Genomic DNA, 13,704 nt, shown 5'->3' with positions numbered 1-13,704 from the left:
TGCACTTATTTCAGGAAAGGGGGAAGGCCGGCGGCGCGCCTAGATACGAATGCATGATGCCGCGCTTGTTATCCCCGAAGACGCCCCGTATTGTATCGGGCTTGCCCAAGAGATGGAGTCTCTCGGGCTATTTTTTTCAGGAGTTTTTATGGGGTATGAGTGGCTGGCGCTGGCAGCGGCCAGTTTATGGGCAGTAGCGGCCCTGATTTCCGTCAAACCGGCTCGTCATCTGGGGCCATTTGCCTACAGCCGCTGGCGGATGTGCCTGGTCAGCCTGATGCTCGGCAGCATGAGTCTCTTGACCGGCGGCTGGCATACTCTCTCGGGCAGCGCCCTCCCCCTGCTGGCCATCTCCGGCCTCATCGGCATCTTCATCGGCGATACGGCCCTTTACGCCTGCATGAACCGGCTGGGCCCCCGTCGCAGCGGTCTGCTGTTTTCTTGCCATGCCCTGTTTTCCGCCCTGCTCGGGCTCTGGCTGTTCAACGAGCAGTTGACCGGTTCCCGGCTGGCTGGCGCCATGCTGGTGTTTGTCGGCGTCATGCTGGCCATACTGTTTGGTCGGCGCAGCAGCGGCAGCGAATGGGAAAAAATACGGGGCAGCCTGGCAGCCGGGGTCGCGCTGGGGCTGACCGCCGCCCTCTGCCAGAGCCTGGGGGCCATCATCGCCAAACCGGTGATGATGGGCGGCGACGTCGATGCGGTGAGCGCCTCCGGCGTCAGGATGGGCAGCGCTCTGCTGGCTCACTGCGCCCTGCGCATGACCGGGCTGCCACTGAGCAAGCCGCTGCATCCCATCAACCGTCGCATCTTCGGCATGATAGCCCTCAACGGATTCCTCGCCATGGCGCTCGGCATGACGCTGATCCTGGTGGCCCTGAAACAGGGGGATGTGGGCATGGTGGCCATCCTCTCCTCCACCACCCCCGTCATCTTGCTGCCACTGCTGTGGTGGCACTCTGGCGAGCGGCCGTCCGCCGCCGCCTGGGCCGGCACCCTGCTGGCCACCCTAGGGACCGTGCTGGTGCTGGGAGCCAGCGGCCACTGACTCCTGGCGATCAGAAGCGGGCGATTTCGTCGGCGGTCAGCTCGCGATATTCGCCCGGCGCCAGATCGTCGTCCAGCACCAGATCGCCCACCCGCTCCCGGTGCAGCCCCACCACCTTGTTGCCGATGGCGGCAAACATCCGCTTCACCTGATGGTACTTGCCCTCGTGGATGGTGAGGCGCGCCTCGCACTCCCCCAGGATCTCCAGCTGGGCCGGCCGGGTCTTCTCGGTCTCGCTGCGCAGCAGCACCCCTTCGGCAAACAGCGCAATGGCATCCGGGCTCACCGGATCGGCCAGCCAGACGTGATAAGTCTTGGCGCACTCGTGACGGGGGGAGGTGATGCGATGGGACCACTGGCCGTCATCGGTCACCAGTACCAGACCTGTGGTGTCGAGATCGAGCCGCCCCACCACGTGCAGCTTGCCCATGGCCGGCTCGTCCATCAGGAAGAAGACGGTGGGGTGATCCGGATCCTCGTTGGAGCAGACATACCCTTCCGGCTTGTGCAGCATGAAGTAGCGGTTGCGCTGATCCAGAGTCAGGGTGACGCCGTCGAATTCAATCTGGCTCTGCTCGTTGATGTGGAAGGCGGGCTGCTTGACCACGATGCCGTCCACCATCACCTCTCCCTGCCGGATCAGTTTGCCCGCCAGCGAGCGGGTCAAGTCGGAACAATCGCAAAGAAATTTATCGAGCCGCATGCACAACCTCAGAGTCCATCAAGAAAGGGGCGTCATTATATCGGCCGGGGCCGACAACTCCAGCACTAAGCGCCAAGGCCGGCCAGCATGTCGCCATGACGAACCCCGGCGCCGGTGTTAGACTGCCAACAGAGGGCCTAACGTCACGCATAATAATAATGTCAGGAAGCCGTATGAAGTCGCACACTCCTCATCCCGTTATCCCCGTCAACCAGCTGCAACCCGGCATGTACGTGATCGCCATTACCAGCCAGACCGGCGGCATGGAGATTGCCCAGATGGGGCTGGTGACCACCCGTCAGCAGATCAACGATCTGGTCAGGCGCGGCGTACTCACGGTGCGGGTCGATCTCGCCCGCAGCAAGCTGCCCGGCATCGAACAAGTCATCTCCCCCCAACCCGCCGTCTCTGCGACCAGCTCACAACGTCCCTCCGGCAGTGGCAACGGCGAGGGGCGCGAGCTCAAGATCCGCCGGCTTTATCAGGAGGCTCGCGAGTTGCAGGGCAAGTTCATCCGCCACCTCAAGGCGGGGGAGCCCATCGACATCACGCCGCTGGCGGCAGTGGCCGAGGAGATGGTGGACACCATGTTCACCCACGGCGACGCCATGCTCTGTCTGGCCCGCATTCGCGCCAAGGATGCCTACCTGATGGAGCACTCCATGAACGTCGCCATCCTGCTGGCGAACTTCGGCCGTTATCTGGACCTGGATCGCAGCGTGCTCAAGGAGCTGACCCTGGGCGGCCTGCTGCACGACGTGGGCAAGATCATGACCCCGGACGAGGTGCTCAACAAGCCGGGCAAGCTCACCGACGAGGAGTTCGCTGTCATGCGCCAGCACGTGGTGCACAGCTACGAGATCCTGAGCAACACCCCCGGCATCACCGCCACCATGCTGGAGGTGGCCGCCAACCATCACGAACGGCTCGACGGCACCGGTTACCCGCAGCGGCTCAAGGGCGAGCAGCTCTCGCTCTATACCCGCATGAGCGGCATCGTCGATGTCTATGACGCCGTCACCGCGGATCGTGTCTACAAGCAGGGGATGCAGCCGACCCAGGCCTTTCGCATTCTGCTCAAGGGGATCAACCACCACTTCGATGCCGAACTGGTTACCAAGTTCATCAAGTGCATGGGGGTCTATCCGGTGGGTACCCTGGTGCAGCTCTCCAACCAGCGGCTGGCCATCGTCATGCAGCGCAATCCCCATGAACCGCTCAAACCGGTGGTGAAGGTGATCTATCACGGAACCCAACGCCACTACCTCGAGGTGCAGTGGCTGGATCTTGCCAAGAACGGGGTGCAGGAGACCATCGAGAGCACGGTTGATCCCAAGGAGTTCGGCATCAACCTCGCCAACTTCGTCTAGTTGGCGCCCCCTTCCCGCAACCGCTCGGTGCAGTGCTGGATGAGGAACTCCTCATCCAGCGGCGACAGATCGAAGCGGATGCAGGCCTCTTCGATGGCCCGGATGTCGTGTTGATGGTGCTCGCTGAGCCAGCGCACGGCGCGGCGCAGATCTTCACCGTGGGGCAGCAGGGTATGGTCGCTCATGGGGCACCTCCGATCAGCCATAGATACCGGCCCGCCACAGCGGGCCCTCTCTTCTAGCTTAGTCCGCCCACCGCCCCTTCATCCTGCCTTCAAACAGCCTCAGGCAAACGCCCGCTGCCAATCCTGATCAAACTTCGCCAGCGCCGCGTCCACCGCCGGCACCCGCAGCAGCTGTTCGGCCACGTCGAGCGGCAATGTGATGGACTGGCAACCCGCCAGCAGGCAGTCGAGGGCCTGGCGCGGGGTGCGGAAGGAGGCTGCCAGCACCTTGCTGTGCGGCGCGTGCAGCGCCAGCAGCTGTTGCAGCTCCTGCACGGTGGCGATGCCATCGCCCCCCTGGGCATCCAGCCGGTTGACGTAGGGCGCTACGTATTCGGCCCCCGCCACCGCCGCCAGCCAGCCCTGCAGCGGGGTATAGACCGCCGTGCCCAGGGTTGGCACCCCGTTGGCCGTCAGGGTCTTGATGGCCGCCAGCCCTTCTTCACATACCGGGATCTTGATCACCAGGTCCCGGTCCAGCTCACGCAGGGCAAATGCCTCGCGCACCATCTCGGTCTCGGTTTTGGCCATCACCTGGGCAAACAGCCGAGCCTTGGGCCCCAGCGCCTCCCGCAGGGCAGGCAGCAGCTCGGCCAGCGGCATGCCACCGGCAGCGGTAATGGACGGATTGGTGGTGACGCCGGCCAGCGGCAGGATCCGTGACCAGCAGCGCACCGCAGCCACATCGGCAGTATCGAGATAAAGCTCCATCTCTGACTCCTTAAGGGGATGTGCAATCTGTCACCATTCTAGCGAGATAACATCCGCAATTTAGTTGATCAAAATCAAATAAACCTTCGAACGAAAGAAAATAGAATGCAAAAACAAAAGGAGGCGGTATGATTTTCGACCTGCAACGCTATTCAACCCACGATGGCCCCGGCATTCGCACCCTGGTGTTTCTCAAGGGGTGCTCGCTGGCCTGTCGCTGGTGTCAAAACCCGGAAAGCCGCTCTCCCAAGCTGGACATACTACTCGACCGGCGCCAATGCATCGAGGGATGCCGGCTCTGCAGCGACGCCTGTCCGGCAATCTTGCGTGACAGCCAGGGTGTCCAGCTCACCCGCTCAACCCTCGGCAATCAGGATGTGGAACGGCTGCGCGGCCTCTGCCCGAGCGAAGCGCTGCAGGTGTGCGGCCGGGAGGAGAGCCTGGACACCCTGATGGCCACCATCCTGCGGGATCGCCCCTTCTTCGAGCGCAGCGGCGGCGGGGTTACCCTCTCCGGCGGCGAGCCCTTCATGCAGCCTGAATTTGCCGCCAACCTGCTGGCCCGCTGCAAGGCCGAGGGGCTGCATACCGCGGTGGAAAGTTGCCTGCACGTGCCCTGGCACCAGATTGAACCCAGCCTCCCCCACCTCGACCTGCTGCTGGCAGATCTCAAGCAGGTGGATGAGAAGCGCTTCTTCGACTGGACCCGCGGCAAGGCCGCCCTGCCCCTGGCCAACCTCAAGCGGCTGGCCGAGCGCGGCGTGGCCATGCAGATCCGGGTGCCGCTCATCCCCGGCTTCAATGCCGACCACGCCTCCATCGAGGCCATCACCCAGGTCGCCGCCAGCCTCGGTACGGTGCAGGAGATCCACTTTCTCCCCTACCACACCCTGGGCGCGGGCAAATACGCCCTGCTCGACCAACCCTACCAGGCCCCCCTGCAGCCGCTCGATGACCCGGCACTGCTTGCCTTTGCCCATGAGTGTGCCCGAGCACAGGGGCTGACCCCGCTCACCCGGGGCTAGCAATACCCATGACATCCGCCACTGACCGTCAACTCACCGTCCTATGACCAGAGGATAAGACCATGACCCAGCTCGACCTCACCACCCTGCCCCCGCGGATCCGTGCCCACAAGGAGAGCCTGATCCACATCGTCCAGCCGCCGGTCTGCACCGAACGTGCCCGCCACTATACAGAGGCCTATCAGGCCCACCTGGCAAGGCCGCTGCCGGTGCGCCGTGCCCTGGCGCTGGCCCACCACCTCAAGGAGCGCACCATCTGGATCAAGCACGACGAGCTCATCGTCGGCAACCAGGCGAGTCAGGTGCGGGCGGCGCCGCTCTTTCCCGAATACACGGTGGGCTGGATCGAGAAGGAGCTCGACGAGCTGGCGGATCGCCCCGGCGCCGGCTTTGCGGTGAGCGAGGCGGACAAGCTGGCCATCCACGCCCTCACCCCCTTCTGGCGCGGCCAGACGGTGCAGGATCGCTGCTACGGCCTCTTTACCGACGAGCAGAAGGGGCTGCTGGAGAGCGGCATCATCAAGGCCGAGGGCAACATGACCTCGGGGGATGCCCACCTCGCGGTCAACTACGAGCAGCTGCTTGCCCTCGGTCTCGACGGCCTCAAGGCCAGGGTGGCCGAGCGGCGCGGCCGGCTCGATCTGGCTGACTGGGCCGATCTGCAGCGCGAGCAGTTCCTGCAGGCCGTCGCCATCACCTTCGATGCCGTCAGCCAGCACATCGAGCGTTACGCCGCACTGGCCCGCGAACTGACGCTGCAGGAGCCGCACCCCGAGCGCCGCTGCGAGCTTGAGACCATCGCCCTCAACTGCGCCCGTATCGCCCACCAGCCCCCCGAGACCTTCTGGCAGGCGCTGCAGCTGTGCTACTTCATCCAGCTCATCCTGCAGATCGAGTCCAACGGCCACTCGGTGTCGTTTGGCCGGATGGACCAGTACCTCTACCCCTGGTATCGCCGCGAGGTGGAATTGTCGGAATCCCTGCCGCGCACCCGCGCCATCGAACTGCTGCAAGGGTGCTGGCTCAAGCTGCTGGAGGTGAACAAGATCCGCTCCGGCACCCACTCCAAGGCCTCCGCCGGCAGTCCGCTCTATCAAAACGTCACCATCGGCGGCCAAAATTGGCGCAATGGCAAGGCCCACGACGCGGTCAACGGCCTCTCCTACGCGATTCTGGAGTCCTGCGGCCAGCTGCGCTCGACCCAGCCCAACCTCTCGGTGCGCTACCACGCCGGCATGAGCGAGGATTTCCTCGACGCCTGCATCCAGGTGATCCGCTGCGGCTTCGGCATGCCCGCCTTCAACAACGACGAGGTGGTGATCCCCGAGTTCATCAAGCTCGGGGTGAGCGAGGAGGATGCCCACCACTACGCCGCCATCGGCTGCATCGAAACCGCGGTGCCCGGCAAGTGGGGCTATCGCTGCACCGGCATGAGCTTCATCAACTTCGCCCGCATCCTGCTGGCAGCGCTCGATGGCGGCCGCGATGCCACCACCGGCAAGGTCTTCCTGCCCCAGCCCCAGTCGCTGCAGGCAGGCTCGTTCGGCCACTTCGATGAGGTGATAGCCCGCTGGGACGAGCAGGTGCGCTACTTCACCCGCAAGTCCATCGAGATCGACTGCGTGGTCGACAGCGTGCTGGAGGCCCAGGCCCACGACATCCTCTGCAGCGCCCTGGTGGATGACTGCATCGAGCGCAGCAAGACCATCAAGCAGGGGGGCGCCGTCTATGACTGGGTCTCCGGCCTGCAGGTGGGGATCGCCAACCTGGGCAACAGCCTGGCGGCGCTGAAGAAACTGGTGTTCGAGCAGGGGGTGGTGGATCAGCGTGAGCTGGCCGAAGCGCTCGAGCAGGATTTTGCCGGGCTTGAGGGCGAGCAGCTGCGCCAGCGCCTCACCAATGCAGCTCCCAAATATGGCAACGATCTGGACGAGGTCGACCTGCTGCTGGTGCAGGCCTACCAGAGCTACATCGACGAGCTCAAGGGGCTGCACAACACCCGTTTCGGCCGCGGCCCCATCGGCGGCACCTACTATGCGGGTACCTCCTCCATCTCGGCCAACGTGCCGTTCGGTGCGGCCACCATGGCCACCCCGGATGGCCGCCACGCTCGCACCCCGCTGGCGGAAGGGGCCAGCCCAGCGTCGGGCTCGGATCGCCTCGGCCCCACGGCGGTGTTCAACTCCCTCGGCAAGCTGCCCACCCCGGCCATCCTCGGCGGCGTGCTGCTCAACCAGAAGCTGAGCCCGGCCAGCCTCGAGAGCGAGCGGGACAAGGCCAAGCTGATGAGCCTGCTGCGCACCTTCTTCGAGGTACACAAGGGGTGGCACGTGCAGTACAACATCGTCTCGCGGGAAACCCTGCTGGCCGCCAAGGCCCATCCCGACCAGTATCGGGATCTGGTGGTGCGGGTGGCGGGCTATTCGGCCTTCTTCACCGCCTTATCCCCCGATGCGCAAGATGATATCATCGCCCGCACCGAGCACAGTCTCTGACGGGCCCCACCAGGGGCAGCTGTGCCCCATTATGACCGGCAAGCCACCCGCGAGGTGGCTTGCCGCTATCCACTGCCAGCCAGCGAGGTCCCATGAACCCACGCCACCAACTGATCCTCACCCTGGTCCATCAGGCCCGCAAGATGAGCGTGAGCGAGCTCTCCCAACGTACCGGGGTCTCGGAGGTGACGGTGCGCAACGACCTGACCGCCCTCGAAAAACAGGGGCTGCTCAAGCGGGTGCACGGCTCGGCCATGGCGCTGGAAAGCGACGACCCCGACGCCCGGATGAACATCAACTATCTGCTCAAGGAGCGCCTCGCCGAGCGCGCCGCCCAGCTGGTGGAGGATGGCGAGACGGTCTTTATCGAGGGAGGCAGCGCCAACGCCCTGCTGGCCCGTCATCTGACCCTGCACAAGCGAGTCACCATCATCACCATCAGCAGCTATATTGCCCACCTGCTGCGGGACACCCAGGCCCAGGTGGTGCTGCTCGGCGGCCTGTTCCAGCATCAGAGCGAGAGCGTGGTAGGGCCGCTGACCCGGCTGTGCATCGAGCAGGTGCACTTCTCCAAGGCCTTCATCGGGGTGGACGGCTTTCATCCCGAGGTGGGCTTCACCGGCCGCGACATGATGCGGGCGGACGTGGTCAACAGCGTGCTGGCCAAGGGGGTGACCAATGTGGTCATCACCGACAGCAGCAAGTTCGGCGCCATCCACCCAAGTCCGCTCGGCACGCCAGGGCAGATCGGCGTGCTGGTCACCGACGACGCCCTGCCCGCCCCCATGCGGGCCACCCTGACCGCACGCGGCATCACAGTGCACTGCGTCGCCGCCTGAATCACACCTTGCCGCCTGTTACCGGGTTGCTCCCCCGCCTGGCGGCTTGACGGCGCCCACCCAGACGAGGGTATGCTCGTCCTCTTTTGGCCACCGCCTGGCAAGGGCCACTCTTTCAAGGACGTGACATGCACACCAAGGACAAGTTTCTGGCCGCTCTGGTCATCCTCTGCTGGGGGCTCAACTTCGTCGCCATCAAGTGGGGGCTGGAGGGGATCCCGCCGCTGCTGCTGGGGGCACTGCGCTTCGTCGGGGTGGTCTTTCCCGCCATCCTGCTGGTCCCCAGACCCGCCATGCCGTGGCGCTGGCTGCTGGCCTACGGCGGAGCCATCAGCCTCGGCCAGTTCTCCTTTCTGTTCTGCGCCATGAAGTTCGGCATGCCGGCCGGCATGGCCTCGCTGGTGCTGCAATCCCAGGTGGTGTTTACCCTGCTGTTCGCCATGATCTGGCTGGGTGAGCGCTGGCAGCCCCACCACTGGGTGGCCCTGCCGCTGGCGGGGGCCGGGCTCTACCTCATCGCCACCCATGGCGAGGGCAATCTCACCCTGCTCGGCTTCGTGCTGACCCTCTGCGCAGCCGCCTGCTGGGGCCTTGGCAATGTCATCAATCGCCAGATCGGCCTGCGTTACAAGACCTCTCTGCCAAGCCTGGTCGCCTGGGGCGGGCTGGTGCCCATCCTCCCCTTCTTCGCCCTCTCCTGGCTGTTCGAAGGGCCTGAGCTGATGGCCAGCAGCCTGCTCAACATCAGCTGGCAGGGGATCCTGTGCGTGCTCTATCTCTCCTTTGTCGCCACCTGGCTCGGCTACGGCCTGTGGGGACGGCTGCTGATGCACTACCCGGTGGCGCAGGTGGCCCCCCTCTCCCTGCTGGTGCCCTGCGTCGGCATGGTGGCGGCGGCCCTGTTGCTGGACGAGCACCCCACCCCCTTGCAGTGGCTGGGCTCGGCCCTGGTGTTGCTGGGGTTCGTGGTGCATCTGCTGGGCGGGCGGCTGCGCTGGTTCAAATCGCAGACCGCCGCCTGACGCTTATTTATCCGTCGCCATTGACCGGGGCGGAGAAACTTTTCATGATGAGCCAGCCCCCAACGGGGCTCGCGTCATCAACACATGGCCTGCAGGACGCAGCCATCAGGAGAGCAAGGACATGCCATCGACAGTCACCGCCGGCCCCCGGATCATCCCGCGCCTTCTGCGCACCAGTGCCATCACCCTGACCCTCTGCCTGAGCCACTACGGCTGGAGCGCCACCCTGCCGGCTGACCTCAAGTGGGAGAGCAACAACACGGATCCGGTGTTCGCGGATCCGGCCGCCAAGCGAGGCGGCACCTTTCGCGGCTTCATGACCAGTTTTCCGCTGACCCTGCGGGTGTACGGTCCGGACTCCAACGGCGGCTTCGCTGGCTATGTGCGGGAGACCAACCTGCCGCTCTTGAGCACCCATCCCGTCACCGGCAATCCCATGCCCATGCTGGCCAACGAATGGGCTTTCGGAGCCGACCACAAGACCCTCTATCTGCGCATCAACCCTAAGGCTCGCTGGTCAGACGGCCAACCGGTCACCGCCGATGACTGGCTGTTCACCCTCAAGCTGCTGCGCAGCAAGGAGATCAACGACCCCTGGTACAACAACTACTACAGCACCCAGATAAGCGACGTCACCAAGTTTGACGACCACACCCTGGCCATCTCCAGCGGCAGTGCCAAGAGTCGCCAGGATCTGCTGGAATCCCTCCCCTTCACCCCGGCCCCCAGCCACGCCATCAAGATCACCGCCGACTGGGTCAAGGAATACAACTGGAAGGTGCTGCCGGTGACCGGCCCCTACCAGCTTGGCGAGGTGAAGAAGGGCAAGTCGGTCACCTTCGAGCGGGTCAAGGATTGGTGGGGCAATGACGAGCGCTACTTCCAGCACCGTTTCAACCCGGACCGGATCGAGCTCAAGGTGCTCAGGGATCAGAACATCGCCTGGCAGCACTTCCTGCGCGGCGAGCTGGATACCTTCCCGCTGGTCATGCCCAACTGGTGGCACGACAAGACCAGGACGCCTGAGTTCGAGCAGGGTTATATCGAGCGACTCTGGTTCTACAACCAGACCCCCCAGTCCCCCATGGGGCTCTATCTCAACACCGCCGATCCGCTGCTGCGCGACCTCAATGTGCGGCTCGGCATCCAGCACGCCCTCAACCTCGACAAGATGCTCACCACCCTGCTGCGGGGGGATTACCAACGCCTCAACAGCTACGGCTCAGGCCAGGGGGAGTTCACCAACACGGCGCTCAAGGCCCGCCCGTTTGACCCCGAGCTGGCGCGCCAGTACTTCGCCAAGGCCGGTTTCACCAAGCCCGGCCCCGACGGTACCCTGCAAAACGACAAGGGCCAGCCGCTGACCCTGAGCATCACCTACACCACGGCGGAGCACGCCCAGCGCCTCACCCTGCTGCGCGAAGAGGCCAAGAAGGCGGGGCTCAACCTCGAGCTCAACCTGATGGATGCCTCGGCCGGCTTCAAGTCGATGCTGGAGAAGAAACACCAGAGCGCCTGGATGGGCTGGAGCACCAGCCGCTATCCCGCCTACTGGGAATATTTCCACAAGGTCAACGCCAACAAGCCACAGACCAACAACATCATGAACATAAATGACGACGCCATCACAGCCCTGGTGGAGCAGTACGACAAGGAGTTCGACTTCGCCAAAAAGGCGGCGCTGTCGCGCCAGATCCAGCAGCGGCTCTATGAACTGGCCAGCTTCGTGCCCGCCTATCAGGTGCCCTACACCCGGGAAGGGGCCTGGCGCTGGATAAAACTGCCCAAGTTGCCGGCGACGCCCAAGAGTGAACTGCTCTACTGGCCGCTGGACGGCAGCAACAGTGGCTACAGCTACGGCGGCCTATTCTGGATTGATGAAGAGACCAAGGCGCAGACCCGGGCCGCCATCAAGGCAGGCCAGCCCTTCCCGCCCGTCACCCTGGTTGACACCACCTATCAGCAGAAATAGGGCAACCTGCTTCTCTGCCAGGGTGTGCCAAGGCCATCAACAAAAAGACCCCGCACAGTGGCGGGGTCTTTTTTGCAACCTGGGTTGCTCGCTGAGGCAGAAGGCGCTTAGCCGCGCTTGGCCTGCTTCTGGGCGATGGCGTCGGCCACGTCGGCCGGCTCCAGCACGATACCTTCCTGATCCGGCGTCGGGAAGACGGCCACGCACAGCTCATCCTGCTCCATGCCGTCAATCCAGCGCTCCAGCCACACCTTGAGGGTGATGGACTGCGGCTTGCAGTCGGCCCACTCCCCTTCGGCCCACGCCTTGGCGTACTCCGGGTGCGGCCATACCGGGATGCAGTCTTCATCGTCGGTGGTCAGCATCATGACACCGTGCTCGTCGGTCAGAACGAACAGCTCTTCGTGCTCGACCAGCTTGCTGATGAAGTGATCAAAGCGGTAGTCCGCGTTCAGTTGCAGCGCTGCATTGCGCTCGGTATCGCTCAGTTCATAGCTCATCGGTCAAGTCTCTTGTGCAATAAAGGGCGCCATGTTCACATCTTGCCGGCGCCTTGTCCAGTATGAGAGATCGGTCACCGATTTTTGGGCCGGTTCACCCGAGCTCAGGAGTCACCAGGTCGATCTCCGCCATCTCGCCAAGGCGCTGGCGCAGCCAGTAGGCCGCCTCCACTTCGACGAAGCAGAGCTGATCCCGACCGGCCCTCGCCCCCGCCAGGATCTGTGCAAGACGAGCCTGCTGCGCGCTGTCCCAGGCATCGGCCAGCTTGCCGCCATGAGCCTCTTCCACCACCTCGCGGCGCAGCTCGAACAGGTTGTCGGTGATCGGGCTGTTGATCTTGGCCGGGCTGTGCCAGTACATCTGCAGGTTGTCCATCATCTCGCTGTCGTAGTTGGCCAGCGCGTCCAGCTCAGGCGTCGCCCCCTCTTCACCGATCGCGAAGTCACACCAGGCCGCCGTCAGCGGCGCCAGGCTCTGGGCGGTTGCGCCCTTGCCATGCTGGCGCAGGGCGGCGACATCAGCCCCCTTGCAGGCGGGTAGCCAGAGATCCCCTTCATGTTGTTCGAGCAGCGGCAACAGCAGAGAGACCGGGTAGACGGAAAAACGGGAACCCAGGGTGTGCAGCAGGGATACCAGTGTGATCTTGACCATGGAATGCGCCTTGAACCGGGGGCCGACAGACAATATCAGCCAGATAGACAAAGGAAGCCCTATCCTATCATGTTTGGCGCCGCAAAGCCGGACTCAAACAATTCTCAATTTATTCACCAGATGACGGCCAAAAAAGCAGCGTTCGAGCACGCCAGGGAGAGAGAAAGCCCAATAGTTTGAGCCAGCGCCCACTAAAGTGGATCCGGGAGTGCTAGTTTGCATACATCTTTAGCGTAAGGAGTGCATTCATGATCGGGATCGACCAGGTTTCCAGCGAGTTTGTAAACGATTTGAAAATACTGGCATGCTTTGATCCGGCCAACATGAGCCTGGGGATCAAGTTGCGCAGCGACATGTCCGACGAACTCTGCCAGGCGGCTGTTCGCCTGCACCAGCAGGGACTCATCAGCGCGGAAGATGGCGGCTATCTGACACCATTCGGCATGACCATGGTCGAGCACCTGCAGCACCTGCTGGTGGCACTCAAACCGCTTTGACCGCCTTGGGAGCCCACAGCGAAAAGTTGAGCAGCTCCCAGCGTTTCCCTTGACGCAACAGACAGGCAAACAGCAAAGGACCTTCGGGTCCTTTTATCTTGCCATCGACCATCCACTCCCCCGCCCGTTGCGGCAACGACTGCGCCCTGATCTCGTCCGGGAGCCTGCCAGCGCCCACCCGCACCTGCACAAACTGCTGGCACACGGTCATGGCCTCTTTCTCAACGAGGTTCGGCCCCTGTTTATCGGTGGAGGCTATCAGAGTGGTGGCGAGCAGAAGGGATGGCAGCATAGTCGGCACAACATGCAGAAGTAGAAGGTCACGCCTCCCACCGACGGACGGTGAAAAGCGCCCATAAACAAAAAGCCGTGGAACCCAAAGGCACCACGGCTTTCTTAAATTCTGTAAGAATTACAGAGCAGTTACGTTCTCAGCCTGCGGGCCTTTTTGACCTTGGGTCACGGAGAACTGTACGCGCTGACCTTCAGCCAGGGTACGGAAGCCGTTACCTTGGATGGCGCTGAAGTGAACGAAAACGTCCGGGCCGTTTTCTTGCTGGATGAAGCCAAAACCTTTGGTTTCGTTGAAAAACTTAACGGTACCGGTGATCATGTTAGACATATCTTTAAACCTGTATTCAAAATA

The 13,704-nt window shown here is 63.4% G+C and carries 15 protein-coding genes; 8 read left to right on the top strand and 7 right to left on the bottom strand.

Going from position 1 to position 13,704, the window contains the following annotated elements; genetic code table 11:
• Window positions 1-148: 148 nt before the first annotated feature.
• On the top strand, window positions 149-1,048 hold the full coding sequence (locus G5134_RS12530; RefSeq protein WP_017786258.1) for a DMT family transporter: 900 nt from the start codon (window positions 149-151) through the stop codon (window positions 1,046-1,048).
• Between the two features lie 10 nt (window positions 1,049-1,058).
• Here G5134_RS12530 and rsuA read toward each other — a convergent pair whose 3' ends face one another.
• Window positions 1,059-1,751, bottom strand: coding sequence for a 16S rRNA pseudouridine(516) synthase RsuA (gene rsuA / locus G5134_RS12525; RefSeq protein WP_017765630.1), 693 nt, complete (start codon window positions 1,749-1,751; stop codon window positions 1,059-1,061).
• Window positions 1,752-1,924: 173 nt separating this feature from the next.
• On the opposite strand from rsuA, the gene G5134_RS12520 reads away from it, so the two are divergent.
• On the top strand, window positions 1,925-3,121 hold the full coding sequence (locus G5134_RS12520) for an HD-GYP domain-containing protein (protein WP_017765631.1): 1,197 nt from the start codon (window positions 1,925-1,927) through the stop codon (window positions 3,119-3,121).
• Here G5134_RS12520 and G5134_RS12515 read toward each other — a convergent pair.
• Window positions 3,118-3,306, bottom strand: a complete 189-nt coding sequence (locus tag G5134_RS12515) for a hypothetical protein (RefSeq protein WP_017783953.1) — start codon at window positions 3,304-3,306, stop codon at window positions 3,118-3,120. The genes G5134_RS12520 and G5134_RS12515 overlap by 4 nt on opposite strands.
• 99 nt (window positions 3,307-3,405) lie before the next feature.
• On the bottom strand, window positions 3,406-4,056 hold the full coding sequence (fsa, locus tag G5134_RS12510) for a fructose-6-phosphate aldolase (protein ID WP_065016997.1): 651 nt from the start codon (window positions 4,054-4,056) through the stop codon (window positions 3,406-3,408).
• A gap of 128 nt (window positions 4,057-4,184) precedes the next feature.
• Here fsa and G5134_RS12505 point away from each other — a divergent pair, with 128 nt between their 5' ends.
• From G5134_RS12505 to G5134_RS12485, 5 genes are all read left to right on the top strand, one after another.
• Window positions 4,185-5,081, top strand: a complete 897-nt coding sequence (locus G5134_RS12505) for a glycyl-radical enzyme activating protein (protein ID WP_065016996.1) — start codon at window positions 4,185-4,187, stop codon at window positions 5,079-5,081.
• Window positions 5,082-5,143: 62 nt separating this feature from the next.
• Window positions 5,144-7,576, top strand: coding sequence for a formate C-acetyltransferase/glycerol dehydratase family glycyl radical enzyme (locus G5134_RS12500; RefSeq protein WP_065016995.1), 2,433 nt, complete (start codon window positions 5,144-5,146; stop codon window positions 7,574-7,576).
• A 92-nt stretch (window positions 7,577-7,668) separates the two neighbouring features.
• Window positions 7,669-8,415, top strand: coding sequence for a DNA-binding transcriptional regulator YciT (locus G5134_RS12495; protein WP_421232044.1), 747 nt, complete (start codon window positions 7,669-7,671; stop codon window positions 8,413-8,415).
• A 128-nt stretch (window positions 8,416-8,543) separates the two neighbouring features.
• Window positions 8,544-9,437, top strand: a complete 894-nt coding sequence (locus G5134_RS12490) for an EamA family transporter (RefSeq protein WP_043169717.1) — start codon at window positions 8,544-8,546, stop codon at window positions 9,435-9,437.
• Window positions 9,438-9,558: 121 nt separating this feature from the next.
• Window positions 9,559-11,409 (top strand): extracellular solute-binding protein, encoded by a 1,851-nt coding sequence (locus tag G5134_RS12485; RefSeq protein WP_065016993.1) that lies wholly within the window; start codon window positions 9,559-9,561, stop codon window positions 11,407-11,409.
• A 107-nt stretch (window positions 11,410-11,516) separates the two neighbouring features.
• Here G5134_RS12485 and G5134_RS12480 read toward each other — a convergent pair whose 3' ends face one another.
• Window positions 11,517-11,909: a DUF2750 domain-containing protein gene (locus G5134_RS12480; RefSeq protein WP_005302792.1), complete on the bottom strand. Its 393-nt coding sequence runs from the start codon at window positions 11,907-11,909 to the stop codon at window positions 11,517-11,519.
• A gap of 94 nt (window positions 11,910-12,003) precedes the next feature.
• Window positions 12,004-12,561, bottom strand: coding sequence for a hypothetical protein (locus G5134_RS12475; protein ID WP_065016992.1), 558 nt, complete (start codon window positions 12,559-12,561; stop codon window positions 12,004-12,006).
• 248 nt (window positions 12,562-12,809) lie between these two features.
• Between G5134_RS12475 and G5134_RS12470 the strand changes: the two genes are divergently transcribed.
• Window positions 12,810-13,058, top strand: a complete 249-nt coding sequence (locus tag G5134_RS12470) for a TIGR02647 family protein (RefSeq protein ID WP_005302794.1) — start codon at window positions 12,810-12,812, stop codon at window positions 13,056-13,058.
• On the opposite strand, the gene G5134_RS12465 is transcribed toward G5134_RS12470, so the two are convergent.
• Together G5134_RS12465 and G5134_RS12460 are read right to left on the bottom strand one after the other, a co-directional pair.
• Window positions 13,045-13,350, bottom strand: coding sequence for a hypothetical protein (locus G5134_RS12465; RefSeq protein ID WP_065016991.1), 306 nt, complete (start codon window positions 13,348-13,350; stop codon window positions 13,045-13,047). The two genes, G5134_RS12470 and G5134_RS12465, sit on opposite strands and share 14 nt — an antisense overlap.
• A gap of 120 nt (window positions 13,351-13,470) precedes the next feature.
• Window positions 13,471-13,680 carry a cold-shock protein gene (locus tag G5134_RS12460; protein ID WP_005302803.1) on the bottom strand — a complete coding sequence of 70 codons (210 nt, stop codon included), beginning with the start codon at window positions 13,678-13,680 and terminating at the stop codon, window positions 13,471-13,473.
• Window positions 13,681-13,704 lie beyond the last annotated feature (24 nt).

Source organism: Aeromonas sp. 600276 (genome assembly GCF_049175815.1).
GTDB classification, from domain to species: domain Bacteria; phylum Pseudomonadota; class Gammaproteobacteria; order Enterobacterales; family Aeromonadaceae; genus Aeromonas; species Aeromonas dhakensis.
This window is presented reverse-complemented; position numbering and strand designations above follow the sequence as displayed.

Bases quoted from the DNA above. Each gene is read 5' to 3' on its own strand.
- G5134_RS12495 (WP_421232044.1), top strand. From the start codon at position 7,669: ATGAACCCACGCCACCAACTGATCCTCACCCTGGTCCATCAGGCCCGC.
- G5134_RS12520 (WP_017765631.1), top strand. From the start codon at position 1,925: ATGAAGTCGCACACTCCTCATCCCGTTATCCCCGTCAACCAGCTGCAA.
- G5134_RS12515 (WP_017783953.1), bottom strand. From the start codon at position 3,306: ATGAGCGACCATACCCTGCTGCCCCACGGTGAAGATCTGCGCCGCGCC.
- G5134_RS12500 (WP_065016995.1), top strand. From the start codon at position 5,144: ATGACCCAGCTCGACCTCACCACCCTGCCCCCGCGGATCCGTGCCCAC.
- G5134_RS12470 (WP_005302794.1), top strand. From the start codon at position 12,810: ATGATCGGGATCGACCAGGTTTCCAGCGAGTTTGTAAACGATTTGAAA.
- rsuA (WP_017765630.1), bottom strand. From the start codon at position 1,751: ATGCGGCTCGATAAATTTCTTTGCGATTGTTCCGACTTGACCCGCTCG.
- G5134_RS12530 (WP_017786258.1), top strand. From the start codon at position 149: ATGGGGTATGAGTGGCTGGCGCTGGCAGCGGCCAGTTTATGGGCAGTA.
- G5134_RS12465 (WP_065016991.1), bottom strand. From the start codon at position 13,350: ATGCTGCCATCCCTTCTGCTCGCCACCACTCTGATAGCCTCCACCGAT.
- G5134_RS12460 (WP_005302803.1), bottom strand. From the start codon at position 13,680: ATGTCTAACATGATCACCGGTACCGTTAAGTTTTTCAACGAAACCAAA.
- fsa (WP_065016997.1), bottom strand. From the start codon at position 4,056: ATGGAGCTTTATCTCGATACTGCCGATGTGGCTGCGGTGCGCTGCTGG.
- G5134_RS12490 (WP_043169717.1), top strand. From the start codon at position 8,544: ATGCACACCAAGGACAAGTTTCTGGCCGCTCTGGTCATCCTCTGCTGG.
- G5134_RS12485 (WP_065016993.1), top strand. From the start codon at position 9,559: ATGCCATCGACAGTCACCGCCGGCCCCCGGATCATCCCGCGCCTTCTG.
- G5134_RS12475 (WP_065016992.1), bottom strand. From the start codon at position 12,561: ATGGTCAAGATCACACTGGTATCCCTGCTGCACACCCTGGGTTCCCGT.
- G5134_RS12505 (WP_065016996.1), top strand. From the start codon at position 4,185: ATGATTTTCGACCTGCAACGCTATTCAACCCACGATGGCCCCGGCATT.
- G5134_RS12480 (WP_005302792.1), bottom strand. From the start codon at position 11,909: ATGAGCTATGAACTGAGCGATACCGAGCGCAATGCAGCGCTGCAACTG.